10 protein-coding genes are annotated in these 15,019 nt (G+C 43.1%); all 10 read left to right on the forward strand.

What is annotated here, in order from left to right; translation table 11 throughout:
- The first annotated feature begins 1 nt into the window (after position 1).
- The 10 genes from NO992_RS14410 to NO992_RS14455 all read left to right on the forward strand — a co-directional run bounded on the left by NO992_RS14410 (position 2) and on the right by NO992_RS14455 (position 14,281).
- A complete protein-coding gene (locus NO992_RS14410; RefSeq protein WP_371378269.1) occupies positions 2-1,216 on the forward strand; it encodes a glycosyltransferase family 4 protein in 1,215 nt (404 codons plus the stop codon).
- Between the two features lies 1 nt (position 1,217).
- Entirely contained in the window at positions 1,218-1,778 is a 561-nt protein-coding gene (locus tag NO992_RS14415; RefSeq protein WP_371378273.1) for a sugar transferase, read from the forward strand.
- Positions 1,775-2,734 carry a methionyl-tRNA formyltransferase gene (locus NO992_RS14420; RefSeq protein ID WP_371378277.1) on the forward strand — a complete coding sequence of 320 codons (960 nt, stop codon included), beginning with the start codon at positions 1,775-1,777 and terminating at the stop codon, positions 2,732-2,734. Before NO992_RS14415 ends, NO992_RS14420 begins: the two co-directional genes overlap by 4 nt.
- Entirely contained in the window at positions 2,731-3,408 is a 678-nt protein-coding gene (locus tag NO992_RS14425) for a PIG-L deacetylase family protein (RefSeq protein ID WP_371378280.1), read from the forward strand. Before NO992_RS14420 ends, NO992_RS14425 begins: the two co-directional genes overlap by 4 nt.
- Positions 3,408-4,028 carry an acetyltransferase gene (locus tag NO992_RS14430; RefSeq protein ID WP_371378283.1) on the forward strand — a complete coding sequence of 207 codons (621 nt, stop codon included), beginning with the start codon at positions 3,408-3,410 and terminating at the stop codon, positions 4,026-4,028. The genes NO992_RS14425 and NO992_RS14430 overlap by 1 nt, the downstream gene beginning before the upstream one ends.
- A 1-nt stretch (position 4,029) precedes the next feature.
- Complete coding sequence (locus tag NO992_RS14435) at positions 4,030-5,205, forward strand: DegT/DnrJ/EryC1/StrS family aminotransferase (RefSeq protein WP_371378286.1); 1,176 nt, start codon at positions 4,030-4,032, stop codon at positions 5,203-5,205.
- A gap of 130 nt (positions 5,206-5,335) precedes the next feature.
- Positions 5,336-7,297: a polysaccharide biosynthesis protein gene (locus tag NO992_RS14440; protein ID WP_371378288.1), complete on the forward strand. Its 1,962-nt coding sequence runs from the start codon at positions 5,336-5,338 to the stop codon at positions 7,295-7,297.
- Positions 7,298-7,702: 405 nt separating this feature from the next.
- Positions 7,703-9,823: a YjbH domain-containing protein gene (locus NO992_RS14445; protein WP_371378291.1), complete on the forward strand. Its 2,121-nt coding sequence runs from the start codon at positions 7,703-7,705 to the stop codon at positions 9,821-9,823.
- Between the two features lie 929 nt (positions 9,824-10,752).
- Positions 10,753-12,366: a hypothetical protein gene (locus NO992_RS14450; RefSeq protein WP_371378294.1), complete on the forward strand. Its 1,614-nt coding sequence runs from the start codon at positions 10,753-10,755 to the stop codon at positions 12,364-12,366.
- A 298-nt stretch (positions 12,367-12,664) separates the two neighbouring features.
- Positions 12,665-14,281, forward strand: coding sequence for a hypothetical protein (locus tag NO992_RS14455; protein WP_371378297.1), 1,617 nt, complete (start codon positions 12,665-12,667; stop codon positions 14,279-14,281).
- Positions 14,282-15,019: the final 738 nt, after the last annotated feature.

The following is a 15,019-nucleotide window of genomic DNA, read 5'->3' on the forward strand; positions in this document are numbered from 1 at the left end:
TATGAAGATACTATATTTTCATCAGCATTTTTCAACGCCACAAGGCGCGACAGGTATACGATCCTATGAAATGGCTCGCAAGTTAGTTAAAGAGGGGCATAGTGTCACTATGGTGTGTGGTAGCTATGGTGCCGCACAAACGGGTATTGAGGGCGTTTTTGTTAACGGAAGGCGTTCAGGGCAAATTGATGGTATTGATATTATAGAATTTGATCTGGCTTACTCAAATTCAGATGGCTTTTTGAAAAGAACGCTCACGTTTTTAAAGTTTGCGTGTAAAAGTATTGGTATCGCCTTAACACACCAGTATGACGTTGTGTTTGCTACCACAACACCTTTGACAGCAGGTATCCCTGGAATTTTTGCAAGGTGGCTCAGAAATAAAAAGTTCATTTTCGAGGTGCGTGATTTGTGGCCGGAAATACCAAAGGAGATGGGAGTTATCAAAAACCCCCTAGTGTTGGGAGCGATGTCCGCGTTGGAATGGCTTTCTTATCGTAGTGCTCACCGGTGTATCGGTTTGTCTCCAGGGATAGTAAATGGCATTGTGCGAAGAGGTGTACCTGAGCATAAGGTCACTTTAGTGCCAAATGGCTGTGACCTAGATATTTTCCAAAATGACATCATGAGCTGGCGTCCTGAAGGCGTAGGCCAAAATGACTTTATGGCGATTTTTACTGGGACGCACGGTAAAGCTAACGGCTTAGAAGCCGCACTGAATGCCGCAGCTATACTGAAGCAACGTGAGCGTGAAGATATAAAGCTGGTATTGGTTGGCCAAGGAATGCTCAAACCATCTTTAATGGAGCGAGCGCAAAGTGAGCAATTAGATACGGTCATTTTTCATGAACCTGTTGATAAAGAGCGGCTAGCTGGATTGATGAAAGCTGCTGATCTTGGTTTGCAGCTATTGGCAAATATACCAGCGTTTTATTACGGCACATCGCCTAATAAATTCTTCGATTACATCTCTGCGGGTTTGCCCGTACTGAATAATTACCCAGGCTGGCTAAAAGAGATGATTGATGAACATCAGTGCGGTGTTACAGTGGAGCCAGATGATCCACAGGCCTTTGCGAATGCATTGGAATACCTTGCAGACAATCGAAACGAGCTGCCTAGAATGTCAGAAAATGCTCTTACGTTAGCAAAACAACAATTTGATAGAAAATGTTTGTCCGGCAAATGGGTCAACTGGGTTACGGAGGCTCGCTGAGGTGAAAAGATTATTTGATATTTGTATTACAAGTCTAGTTTTACTCGCGTTGTTACCCCTACTTGTTATCGTTGCAATATTAATCAAAGCGACAAGTCATGGACCTATTTTCTTCCTACAAGCACGTCTTGGAAAACACGGTCAGGTTTTCAACATATATAAGTTCAGAACCATGACGGATGCCAAGAGAGATTTTAATGTTCAAGTAACACAAGGCAATAGCGAAGTCACGATGGTTGGTAATGTGATCCGCCGTCTGAAAATTGATGAGCTACCACAACTTTTTAACGTGTTAAAAGGTGATATGTCTATTGTGGGTCCTCGCCCTTGTTTACCTGCGTTGCAAAGTGAGTTTAATGAAGATGGGAAAAAACGTTTGTTAGTGAGGCCTGGTTTAACGGGGCTAGCTCAGGTCAATGGCAACATACATCTTACTTGGGAGCAGCGCTGGGCATTTGATAGCCAGTATGTGAGCAATCAAACTCTTTACTTAGATGTAAAAATTATTTTAAGGACAGTGATGGTCGTGTTGTTCGGTGATAGCTGGGGGAAGAAGCTTTGAAAGTAGTATTGATAGGGGGGGTTAACTCTAGTGCAATCACGTTGGACAAGCTGCGTGAGCATAAACTCGATATAGTTCGAGTATTTGGTTTTGAGCCTATTAACACGGAGCTAGTAAGTGGATATCGCAATTTAGGAAGTATTTGCTCTAGCAATAATATAAGTTACACGCCGTTTAAGAAGATCAATGATCATGTTGATGAAATTGCCGCATTAGACTTTGATATACTGATGGTTGTTGGTTTATCTCAACTGGTGTCGCAATGCATTATGGACGCACCTAAAGTTGGCGCAATAGGTTTTCACCCTACTGCCCTGCCAAAAGGAAGAGGGCGCGCTCCAATTGCATGGTTAGTGGAAGAGCAAACCGATGGAGCTGCGACATTCTTTGTATTGGAAGAAGAGGCAGACGCGGGTGCTGTGTTTGCTCAAGAAGTATTTTCTGTTGAGCAATCAGATACAGCCCAAACTGTTGAAATGAAGTTATTAGAGGCAATGAAAAAGGCACTAGATACTTTATTACCTCAACTCAAAAATGGTGAATGGACACCCATACCGCAAGATGATTCTCAGGCTACAGAATATGGTATCCGTAAGCCTGAAGATGGGCTCATTTCATGGCAGTCTAAAGCCCACCAAATAGACCGCTTAGTTAAAGCTGCTGCTAAACCACATCCAGGAGCCTTTACGTTTTTTGAACGCTGTAAAGTGCCTGTACTCTCATCGAGATTAGAAAAATCAGTCAAAATTAAGGGAGTCACAGGGAGAATTTTAAAAAAGCACGCTGGCGAACTGTTGATACAAGCTGGACAGGGACTGATTTGGATAGTGACAAAAGACTCTATATATAACCAACTGAGAGTTGGTCACATGCTTGGGTATCAGACAGAGCTGGAAATATATGAGTTAAAGAAAGAGCTCGAAGAGTTAAAAAAGGCATTTTTGGAGGAAAAATGAAAAAAGTGTTAGTAATTGCTCCACATGCTGATGATGAAGTACTTGGTTGTGGCGGAACGATAGCCAAACATGTGGAAAGTCAAGATGAAGTTTATGTTGCTGTTATGACTAATGCCGCTGTGGGGGCGCCAGAGATGTTTCAGCAAGAAGCAATAGATAATATTCGACATGAAGCGTCCAATGCGCACAAGGTATTGGGCGTTAAAGATACATACTATTTTGATTTTCCTGCGCCACAACTTGAGCAGTATCCTCAATATAAAATTGCATCTGCAATTAACGCCTTGATAAAAGAAATACAAGCGACCACTTTGTATATTCCTCATAAGGGAGATCTTCACCTGGACCATGGGGTGATCTACAATGCGTCACTGGTTGCCGCACGTCCTGTTCCAGGGCAATGTGTAAAAGATATTTTTGCTTATGAGACTTTGTCTGAAACTGAATGGGGACATCCGACTGTTGAGGCGGCATTTATTCCACGTAAGTTTGTTAGGCTTAGTGACGCACATTTTGCGAAGAAACTAGAAGCAATGAGTTGTTTTGCAAGCCAATTAAAAGATTTTCCTAATACTCGCTCACTATGTGCAATTGAGCACTTAGGGGCGTTAAGGGGTGCTACCATAGGCGCTTGTAATGCAGAAGCATTTGACGTCATCAGAGTGATAGATTAATGCGAAAACTTGCAATTCTTGGTGCAAGTGGCCATGGCAAAGTCGTTGCAGAAATCGCTGAGCTAAATGGCTACAAGGTTGATTTCTATGATGATAATAGCCCAAGCAACACGGTTGTAGGTGCGTGGATCACACACGGTGATACGCGGGCGCTATGTCAAAATTTAGCGCAGTACGATGGGATTGCAGTGGGGATTGGGAATAGTTTGGTAAGAGCTGAAAAAATGGCTCTTTTAAGCTCATTCGATGCGCAGTTTCCAATTTTAATTCATCCTACAGCAATGGTTAGTCGTTATGCTTCTTTAGGAGTAGGGTCTGTCGTTATGGCCAATGCTACAGTCAATGTCTTCAGTAAAATTGACGATGGCGTTATTGTGAATACAGGTGCTGTCATAGAACACGATTGTGTCATTGAACAATTTGCGCATATTTGCCCATCCGCAAGTATTGCAGGAAATTGCCATATCGGTGAACACACATGGGTCGGTATTGGAAGCTGCATCAAGCAGCAAATTACCGTAGGAGGAGCTACCACTATTGGGGCAGGTTCCGTCGTTGTAAAAAATATTCCAGCTGGGGTTACAGCATTTGGTAATCCAGCCCGAATCGCTAAGGACTGATATGTTAAATTCTCATTTTTCACCATGGCCAAACTTTACGCAGGAAGAAGCTAATGCCATAAGTCGGGTTTTACTCTCAAATAAAGTGAATTATTGGACTGGCACAGAGTGCCGTGAGTTCGAAACAGAATTTGCGTCTTGGTGTGGCGCTGAATATGCGATTGCACTTGGTAATGGCACATTAGCGTTAGATATTGCGTTGAAAGCATTGAACGTTGGCGAAGGAGACGAAGTTATTACTACTCCTCGTACTTTCTTAGCTTCTGCAAGTAGTATTGTTACAGCGGGGGCTGCACCTGTATTTGCCGACGTTGACTTAAATAGCCAAGCTATTACAGCTGAGTCTATTAGAGCGGTTTTAACACCTCAAACAAAAGCCGTTATTGTGGTGCATTTAGCTGGGATGCCTGCTGAAATGGATGCAATCATGGCTCTCAGTAAAGAGCATGGCTTCTATGTTATAGAAGACTGTGCTCAGGCACATGGTGCTAAGTATAAGGGTCGTTCAGTTGGTACTATGGGCCATATAGGTGCTTGGTCATTTTGCCAAGATAAAATTATGACCACAGGTGGTGAAGGTGGAATGGTTACTACAAACTCCAAAGACCTATGGTCAAAAATGTGGAGTTATAAAGACCACGGTAAAAGCTTTGATGCCATATACAACCGTGAACATGCCCCGGGATTTCGCTGGTTGCATGAGAGTTTTGGCACTAATTGGCGTATGACAGAAATGCAAGCAGTGATTGGGCGTATTCAACTTACTCGTATGTCAGACTGGACGGCTAAAAGGCAAAGCAATGCTCAGGCGATAGATCAAGTTGCAAAAGCATTCAATGTGGTACGTACAGTGCGCGTGCCGGATTATATTGAGCATGCAGAGTATAAACATTATTTGTTTGTAAACTCTGCGGCGCTTAGGGAAGGTTGGACAAGAGATCGCATAGTCGACGAAATCAACACGCTTGGCGTGCCCTGTTTTCAAGGTAGCTGCTCAGAAGTTTACCTAGAAAAAGCCTTTGATAGTACGCCTTGGCGACCAAAAGAGCGCTTAACGAATGCAGTAGAGTTAGGTGAAACATCTTTAATGTTTTTGGTGCACCCAACGCTTACCACTGAAGAAATCAGCAAAACTTGTGAGGTAGTAAAGCAAGTACTTCACAAAGCATCACTATAAATAGGAAGGGTGCGCACGCATCCTTCCTATTTTCCTCATACATTTTTGCAACTTTTGTGTATACTGCAGCATGTACTATGCTTTAGTTCGTCTGCGGTCTTAGTTCGGATTGGAATAAAAAGGGAACACAATGGATAGTTGGTTTCGCGCCTTGCTTGGCGCTTCTCGTAGCCAAAAGCGGCTTCTCACGCTTGTTTTAGATTCTATATTTATTGTCACCGCATTTTGGTTAGCGCTTATCGTTCGCCTCGATAGCTTTGCGCCATTGGCTAATTTTAAAAACTGGTTAACCCTCGCGTTATTACTCCCCATTAGCTTGGTGATATTTGTAAAACTTGGTTTATATCGCGCAGTGCTCCGTTACGTTGGGGCTAATGCGGTCGGTGCTGTTGTACTTGGTACCGTTATTAGTACTGTGATTTTAGTGTTGTCTTCATTTTTTACGCAAACCGCCATTCCTCGTACTATGCCCTTTATTTATGCGTGGTTGATGATACTTTCAGTGGGGGGATCGCGTATTTTGGTAAGAGCACTTATTTGGCGATTAACCTCATTTACTAAAACCCCAGTGGTTATTTATGGCGCTGGAGATGCAGGTCGACAGTTAGCTACTGCGCTAGCAACAGGGCCTGACTATTATGTTACGGCGTATCTAGACGATGACGCTACCAAACATAATGCTATTATCCAAGGGATCCCCGTTGTCGCCTTTGACGAAATCTATAATTTGATAGATAAAAAGCGAGTGAATAAGGTTTTGCTTGCTTTACCAAGCGTATCGCGTTCTCGCCGTAAAGAAATACTCACTAAGTTAGAAAAACTGCCGCTCGAGGTGATGACGGTGCCAGGTATGGCAGACGTTATCGACGGTAAAGCGCAGCTTAATGAGATAAAAGAAGTCGAAATTGAAGACTTATTGGGCAGAGACCCAGTAGCGCCACAAGCAGAGCTGATGGCTGCAAATATCAAAGATAAAGTCATTATGGTAACCGGTGCAGGCGGTTCTATAGGCTCTGAACTATGCAGGCAAATTATATTAAATGGACCTAAAAAGCTGGTGCTTTTTGAGGTGTCTGAGTTTGGTTTATATAGCATTGAAAAGGAGCTGAATCAGCTTGCATTGAATAAAGGCGTATCATTGGAAATAGTACCAGTGATGGGGTCAGTGCAACGTATCAACCGTATTGAAACTTGCATGAAAGCCTTTGGGGTGCAAACTGTCTATCATGCCGCGGCCTACAAGCATGTACCACTTGTAGAGCAAAATGTTGTTGAGGGTGTTCGTAATAATGTATTTGGTACTTATTACACGGCTAAAGCTGCTATTAACGCAGGAGTAGAGACCTTTGTATTAATCTCTACAGATAAAGCGGTGCGCCCTACCAATGTAATGGGTGCAACCAAGCGTATGGCAGAGTTAGTGTTACAAGCCTTGGCTGAAAGTAAAGTAACGTCTAAAAATACCCGTTTTTGCATGGTACGTTTTGGTAATGTGCTTGGTTCTAGTGGTTCAGTTGTGCCTCTATTCCGTAAGCAGATTAAAGAAGGTGGGCCAATTACCTTAACGCATAAAGATATCACCCGGTTTTTTATGACTATACCGGAAGCTGCGCAGTTAGTTATTCAGGCGGGTGCTATGGGTAAGGGTGGTGACGTATTTGTGTTAGATATGGGTGAATCTGTTAAGATCAAAGACTTAGCGACCAAAATGGTGCATCTTTCTGGCTTAGAGGTAAAATCAGAGTCAAACCCTCATGGTGATATTGAAATTGAATGCACAGGATTGCGCCCAGGTGAAAAGTTATATGAAGAGTTATTGATTGGTGACAATGTAGAAGAAACCTCTCATCCACGGATCATGACGGCCAATGAGGTAAAACTACCAATGGCAGAGCTAGAGTCTTTTATGAGTGCAATGGACACGGCTTGTCATAACTTTGATCATGAGCTTATTCGTAAACTGTTGTTAGAGGCGCCTACAGGGTTTAATCCTACAGACGGTATTTGTGACTTGGTGTGGAATGAAAAACGCCAAGTGCTTGAAGTCGAACGTGAATCTGAGCAGAAAGTGGTTAATTTTAGAAACGTGTAACGCTCTAGTGGTGGGGTTATGTATTTGTAGCAGCGACTTTACGTCGCGATGTGCTTGTCGCGGGATAAACCCATTGCTACGGGAGTGGTGTTTCGGTGCTGCTATCCCGGGTAAACACGCTGCCACGAGGTTGGTGTTTGGTGCTTTTGTTGCGGGTTATGTATTCGTAGCAGCGACTTTATGTCGCGAAGCTCTTATCTTGGGATAAACCCGTTGCTACGGGAGTGGCGTTTCGGTGCTGTTGTCGCGACGCTCTTATCTCGGGGGAAACCCGCTGCCAAGAGGTTGGGTTTTTCTATACTTCATTGTACGATAACTACATAATGCTTAAAACGGTGGCCGAGCTTATGAATATGCTCTTCCACATTAAATTCAAGAATTGAAAATAAAAATCGGTCTGCGCACATGTCAAAAATAAATACGATTCTTGCAGGTAGCATTGCACTTGCAAGCATACCTGTTTTAGCTGATACCCAAATAAATAACTACACTGCATTTGCGGGGTACACTGGTATTTTTAATACCCCTACTGCTGAGGTACTTGAAAAGGGAAGTATAGATATTGGTTACAATAACCAACTTGATCACGGTGGCAATGGCTACTTCGATGGTCACAACTATATTTTCTCAGCGGGTGTGTTTGACGGTTTAGAGGTAAGCGGTATGATTGCTTCTAATACAATGCACGACAATCTTTTTACTGCTAAAGCTAATGGTGAAAATCAAACTCGCGACCTTTCGTTTAACTTAAAATACCAACTCCCTTTTGTGCCTAAAGAGTGGTTTAACTTAGCTGTAGGTGGTAAAGACCTTGGCGGTGCCGCTAATAAATATGAAACCTATTATTTGGCAGGTTCTCGTGAATGGAACGACTTTAGATTTTCAGCGGGTTTTGCGGTAAGCGATCGCGCAACCGGGCAAATGGATGGCGCATTCGCGGGTATTGAGTGGCAGCCGTTGGATTGGTTTGCATTGCAGGTTGAGCATGATGCGGATGCAGTGAATGCGGGCTTACGTTTAACTGTACCTAAAGAGTGGATTTACGATGTAGGTACACTCACGTTAACCAGCAAGTTTTACAGTAATACAGATCATGCAGAAAAGGATACCTTTTGGGGAATAAACTTTTCTATGCCGCTTTTTGAGCAGGCTAAGTTAAATGATCCAACAGAAGCGGCACCAGCGCCGATTTTAGATAACCATAAAAAGCGTGAGGCTGCATTTGAAGCGCACTATGAACAACAGCGGGAGCTTGCCAAAAAGCCGCTTGATGAAGCCAAAAAAGAAATAACAGAGCGTGATGAGTTTAGAAAGTCGCTTACGCTGCAAACACGAGAACTTAAAAACGCATTGATTGATGACGGTTTAGAGGCGATTAGTGTTGGTTTTAATCGTGACCCGCATATTGTCGTAAGCTTTGAGAACTATGTGTTTAATCGCAATGATATAGATGCTATAGGTCTAGTGCTAGGCCGTATTGCTGAACATATCGACGAGCCTGAGGCTAAATATACGATTCAGTTATTAAACCGTGGTATTCCAATGCTTTCTGTGCGTGGTGATATTGATAATTACCGTGAATTTATCAATACCAGCAGTACGCCAGACATGGATATTCGCCGCGGTGAAATGGATCCGATTGGCAGTGTGTCTTGGGTGGGAATGCCTAAAGCCAACAGTCCTTACTTTAGGCCGCGCGTAACAGTTGGGCCTTCGCTCGATTCACACTTTGCGACTGAGATAGGTGTTTATGACTTTTCACTCGCAATTAAAGCTGATGTGGATGTGCCGATGTGGTATGGCGGTGGTATAAGCGTTAGCGCTGAAACCGAAGTTGCCAAAACAGATGACTACGAAACAGGCAAAGCATTTGGCCGTTTTGCAAAAGACAGTGGTGTTACGCAAGCGACAATTTATCAAACGTTAGATTTACCGTATGGAATTTATAACCAAACCCATATTGGTTTCTTTAAAGAGTTTAACGACTATACAGGTATCAAAAACGAAACGACTTGGCTTAGTGAAAATGGTCGTCACCAGCTTAATGCTGAAATTGGTTATTTAGAATATGATGACTATGACTTAGACAGAGACTATCAAACTTTGTCTTATCGTTATAACTGGGTTGAGCAGGATGTGAGTTTTCACGCAACAGCAGGTCGATTCTTTTATGAAGATAGCGGTGTAAAACTAGAAACTCGCTTCTGGTTTGGTGATAGCTATATTTCAATCTTTGCCCAAGATACGGATGTACAGGTCGCAGGTATTGCGTTTAGCATCCCGCTAACTCCACGTAAAGATATGGCACCAATCCGTTATGGCCAAATTAAGGGTAATGAAGCTTGGCGCCATGAAGTGAGTACACGTATTGGTGAGTCACACAATCAATTGGTTATTGGTCGTGGGCATTCAGTTAAAACACCTGTGAATTTGGATAAGACATTCCTTAATCAAGGACGCTTGTCGAGTAGTTATATTTACAGTAATTTAGCAAGATTACGAGAAGCGTATCTAACTTACAGATAACAGTATCAGCGGCTTTGTGTCGCGATGCTCTGTCGCGGGGATATGTATTCGTAGCAGCGACTTTACGTCGCGATGCTCCTGTCGTGGTGTTATGGATTCGTAGCAGCAACTTTACGTCGCGATGTGCTTGTCGCGGGATAAACCCGCTGCTACGGGAGCTGTGTTTCGATGCTTTTGTTGCGGGGTTATGGATTTGTAGCAGCGACTTTACGTCGCGATGCTTTTGTCCGGGATAAACCCGTAGCTACGGGAGTGGTGTTTTGATGCACTTGTCGCGGGGATATGGATTTGTAGCAGCAACTTTACATCGCGATGCTCTCGTCGCGGGATGAATCCGCTGCTACGGGAGAGGCGCTTCGATGCACTTCCCGTAGGGTTACGGATTCGTAGCAGCGACTCTACGTCACGATGCTCCTGTCGCGGGATAAACCCGCTGCTACGGGAGAGGCGCTTCGATGCACTTGCCGTAGGGTTATGTATTCGTAGCAGCGACATTGTGTCGCGATGCGCTTGTCGCGGGATAAACCCGCTGCTACTAAACCTTCGGGAATCATAAACCACCTCACTCTTACTATTAAATTTATATACCTTGTTAATAAATAAGCACTATATTGCAACTTTTTGCTATAAATTTGACTTCATTCATTGTCTATTTAGTGTTCTAAAGGTATCCTACTTTCAACTTATTACAGGCGGTTGGAACTACCGCTTTTCTGTGATAAATTAAGGCAGCTAACTCCGACTATATGGTTGTTTTTCCGCTAGATTGGTAGAATAACTGAGTTGGCTTTAGTCAGGGAGCGACTTAGTCCCTGTCTGTCTTATTAAATGATTTAAAACTTAAGTTTATATTGTTCGCAATATGGCTTTTTTTATGAGTTAACGCGTCAAATCGACGTAAGTTAACAGAAGGAAAACAAGGACTAATCATGATTGCAAATAAAAAATCTCTTCTTGCGCTCTCTGTAGCGTCTGCGCTAACGCTTTCTGGCTGTTTTAGCGATGACGATAACAACGTAACTATCACGCCTCCACCAGAGCCTACTGATCCAGTAGTCGTTGCTCCGGATGCACCAGATGCACTTTCTCTAGTTGTAAATGGTAGTGTGGTTGATAAAAAATCAACTAACGTTGTTCCTGCGACAATCGCTTTCCTTGAAAACGGTGAAGCGTCTGCAAACATCGTAAATACTAAAGGCGAAGCAATCGCAACAGTAGAAACTGGTGAAGCAGGTAACTTTGTATTTTCTGTAAAAGAAGGCGCAGAGCTTTCTCAAATTACAGCTGTTGTAACAGCTGACGGTTACTTCTCAAAGAGCTTTAATATTGACCTAACAACAGAAGCAGATACCGCTGAGCTTGCAGTTCAGTTGGCCCTTGTTTCTAAAGATCTAGATACAGTTGTTGAAGAAGTTGTTGAAGTGGCAGTTGAAGGCGGTGCAGTAGCAGAAGCAATCACAGCTGAAGCTGCAAAAGGCAAAGCTGGTGCTGATGTAACAATCCCTGCAGGTGTTGTATTACGCGATGCAAGTGGTGCGGCTATCACTGGTACTGATATTTCTCTAAATGTTGGTTCTGCAGATCCAACTTCATCAGATGCAGGTGCTGTACTTCCTGAAGGTCTAAACGCTGATAGCGCTGCAACTTTAGCGGCTCCTGTAGGTGTTGCTAACGTAACAATGACTGACGAGAATGGCGTTAAGATCAAACAGTTCAGCAACCCAATCTCTATCTCTATCTCAATTCCAAAAGAAACAGTACTAGCATCTGAAGGCCGTGCTGTTCAAACTGGTGACGTACTAGGTCTGTCTTCTCATAACGAAGACACTGGCGTATGGACAAAAGAAGTAGACAATCAAGTAACGGTTGGCGCACTAAACGAAGCTGGCACTGCTTATAAAGCTTCTTTCATGACTGATCACCTTACATTCTTCACCGCAACTGATGAAGTTGCAGTATGTAATGCGGATGTATCAGTTAACATTAATGGTGACGTACCAGCTGGTGGCCTATTCGTAGATGTTCAATCTTCAGACATCAACGCAACACGTTCTATCGCTGCTGGTTCAACTTCTAAAGTGATTTACACAGCTGCAAATGCGGGTAAAAACAACGTAAGTGCTGATGCAACTGCACGCATCGTTTTACGTGACGCTGAAGGTACCGTTTGGTTCGACTCGGTAGACGAAGTAGCGGTATGTGGTGAGCCAGTAAATGCAACTCTTGTGGCTCCTGAAGTTGAATACACAACTACGTCATTTGCACTGACTGGTGTGTGTTCGAACGAAGCTGACACAGCTGTTCCTGTAGAAAATTCGGTAGTAACTTACCGTCGTGCTGGTAAGGCAACTTACCAAGCTGCAAATGCTTCAGGTACATACACACTAAACAACTTAGTTGTTGGTGAAACATACACTGTTAACATCGATACGCTAACACTTGAAGTAGCATCGGGACAAGCAACTTCATTTACATTTGAAGCGGGTACTGATGCAGCAGATCAGCAGTTACAAATGGTTTGTGAAACTGTAACTGGTGCATAATAGCCTCTAGCAAGACTTAATTTGCTTAAAAGCCGCACTTTGATGCGGCTTTTTTATACCTACCGTTTATCTGCCATTATTTGTTTTGTGGGGACGAGATCCTGTAGCTGCAACTTTATGTCGTGATTTTTTGTTGCAAAGAGCGTTAACAGATAAAGTAATTTACCAAAAAATCACCAAAAAATATTTTAATTACTAGCTGGACAATCTTTGAACTTTCTCTATATTTAAGTTTCGATGTAATAAAACGCGCGTTAGTGCCGCTTGGCACTTTCAAAAAAGGGAACAAGGACCAATCATGATTTCGAACAAAAAATCTTTACTCGCTTTATCTGTAGCTTCAGCTTTAGCACTTTCGGGCTGTTTTAGCGATGACGATAACAATGTGGTGATCACTCCGCCACCTGAGCCAACAGATCCGGTAGTTGTTGCACCAGAAACGCCAGCAGCTTTAGCATTTGCTGTAAGTGGTAACGTAGTTGATGTTGATACTGTTGATATCGTTGCACCGGCGACAATTACCTTTTTTGAAGATGGAGAGCCAACCTCAAATTTGGTTAATGTCAATGGCGACGCAATCACTCAGATCACAACAGAAGATGGTAGCTTCACCTTTACTGTAAAAGAAGGTGCGAATGTCGGGATTGTAACTGCTGTAGTCGCTGCTGATGGCTATTTTTCAAAAAGCTTTGACATCGACTTAAGTAATGAAGATTCTGCAGCAACGCTAGAAGCAGAATTGGCACTTGTGTCAAAAGGCGGTGACGAAGTTGTTGAAGCAAGCGTTTCTGAAAGTGTGACTAACGCAACAACAGCTTCTCCTGTAACAGCTGCGGCTGCAAAAGGTAAAGCAGGTTCTGATGTAACGGTTCCGGCAGGCGTGCAACTAAGAGATGCAAATGGCAATGCAGTTACAGGTAGCTCTGTATCATTAACTGTTGGCTCCGCAGATCCTACTTCTAGCAAGATTTCAGCTGTTTTGCCAGCTGGGTTGAGTGCTGGTAGTACAACCAGCATTAAAAAGCCAGTTGGTGTAAGTAACATCGTTATGCAAGATAACAATGGAACTAAGATCAAACAATTTAGCCAAGAGATCGATGTTTCTGTTTCACTTCCGGTCGCAACCTTAGCACCATCTGGTGATAGAACAATTCAAACGGGAGACCAGTTTGATGTTTCTTCAAATAATGAAGATACTGGTCAATGGCAGTCAGAAACGAATAAAGCAACAGTTGGTGCGTTAAACGCTGAAGGTACGGCTTACAAAGCGTCTTTTAAAACCGATCACCTTACGTTTTTTACACTGTCTCGCTCAGTTCCAATCTGTACGCAAGGTATTACTGTTAATGTGACTGGCGATACTGTGCCGAGTTCAGGTCTATATGTGAGTATGACCTCAGCTGATGCAAGTGTGTCAAGTTATTTACGCGGCGGTACTACGTCAAAAACAGTTGTTTCAGCTAGTACTTCAGCGCGTTATGGTATTAGCTCATCAGCAACAGCACGTGTAGTTATCCGTGATGCTGCAGGTAACGTGTGGGGGAATGCTTCATCAACAAATGCTGAAGTTCAGGTATGTAATGGCCCAGTTTCGATCACGCTAGCAAATCCAATTCAAACCACTGTTAACGAAAATGTGACTGTTAGAGCTGTGTGTTCTAACGATACAACGGTAACAGAAGTTATCCCAGGTGCGATTGTAAAGTATAGATCAAGTACGACTAAGCCATTCCGCACAGCAGCGAACAATGGTGACGGTACTTTTGCACTGTCAGCACTAAACGGTGATGTCGCGTCATATGCTGTTAGTGTAGACCCCCGAATTTCAGCTCCATTTACAACGTCTATTACGCCAGATGGAACAGATGAAACTATCGATGTTTCAGTGGCTTGTGACACTGTAACGGGTAGTTAAGTACAGAATGATTAGTCCAATCAGTTAAGCCGCGGAGACGCGGCTTTTTTCTTGCCTAAATCTTAAATATTTTTATTCATAAAATCATATTGTCAAAATTAACCTTTCTTTCGTAGCAGCGACTTTATGTCGCGACTGATTTTATGACTTTATGTCGAGGTTCTTTCTGTAGGCTTATATCACGGTCTTTTTATTGTGCAGATCCTGTCGCCGTTATTGGTTTTCTATCGCGGGATAAACCCGCTGCTACGAGTTTGGCGTAGCAGCGACTTTATGTCGCGACTGTTTTTAAGCTTTTATGTCACAGGATTCTTTCTGTGAGTTTATGTCACGGTCTTTTTTATTGTGAAGATCCTGTCGCCGTTATTGGTTTTCTATCGCGGGGTAAACCCGCTGCTACAAGTTTGACGTAGCAGCGACTTTATGTCGCGACTGTTTTTATGCCTTTATGTTGAGGCTCTTTCTATAGGCTTATGTTACGGTCTTTTTTATTGTGCAGATTCTGTCACCGTTATTGGTTTTCTATCACGGGATAAACCCGCTGCTACGGATTAGGCGTAGCAGCGACTTTATGTCGCGACTGTTTTAAGCTTTTATGTCACAGGATTCTTTCTGTGAGTTTATGTCACGGTCTTTTTTATTGTGAAGATCCTGTCGCCGTTATTGGTTTTCTATCGCGGGGTAAACCCGCTGCTACAAGTTTGACGTAGCAGCGACTTTATGTCGCGACTGTTTTTA

Source organism: Pseudoalteromonas sp. DY56-GL79, from assembly GCF_041414765.1.
Classification (GTDB): Bacteria; Pseudomonadota; Gammaproteobacteria; order Enterobacterales; family Alteromonadaceae; genus Pseudoalteromonas; species Pseudoalteromonas piscicida.

What these genes read in the sequence shown, in the direction of transcription:
- NO992_RS14410 (WP_371378269.1), top strand. Translation starts at nt 2, where the DNA reads ATGAAGATACTATATTTTCATCAGCATTTTTCAACGCCACAAGGCGCG.
- NO992_RS14425 (WP_371378280.1), top strand. Translation starts at nt 2,731, where the DNA reads ATGAAAAAAGTGTTAGTAATTGCTCCACATGCTGATGATGAAGTACTT.
- NO992_RS14430 (WP_371378283.1), top strand. Translation starts at nt 3,408, where the DNA reads ATGCGAAAACTTGCAATTCTTGGTGCAAGTGGCCATGGCAAAGTCGTT.
- NO992_RS14435 (WP_371378286.1), top strand. Translation starts at nt 4,030, where the DNA reads ATGTTAAATTCTCATTTTTCACCATGGCCAAACTTTACGCAGGAAGAA.
- NO992_RS14440 (WP_371378288.1), top strand. Translation starts at nt 5,336, where the DNA reads ATGGATAGTTGGTTTCGCGCCTTGCTTGGCGCTTCTCGTAGCCAAAAG.
- NO992_RS14445 (WP_371378291.1), top strand. Translation starts at nt 7,703, where the DNA reads ATGTCAAAAATAAATACGATTCTTGCAGGTAGCATTGCACTTGCAAGC.
- NO992_RS14450 (WP_371378294.1), top strand. Translation starts at nt 10,753, where the DNA reads ATGATTGCAAATAAAAAATCTCTTCTTGCGCTCTCTGTAGCGTCTGCG.
- NO992_RS14455 (WP_371378297.1), top strand. Translation starts at nt 12,665, where the DNA reads ATGATTTCGAACAAAAAATCTTTACTCGCTTTATCTGTAGCTTCAGCT.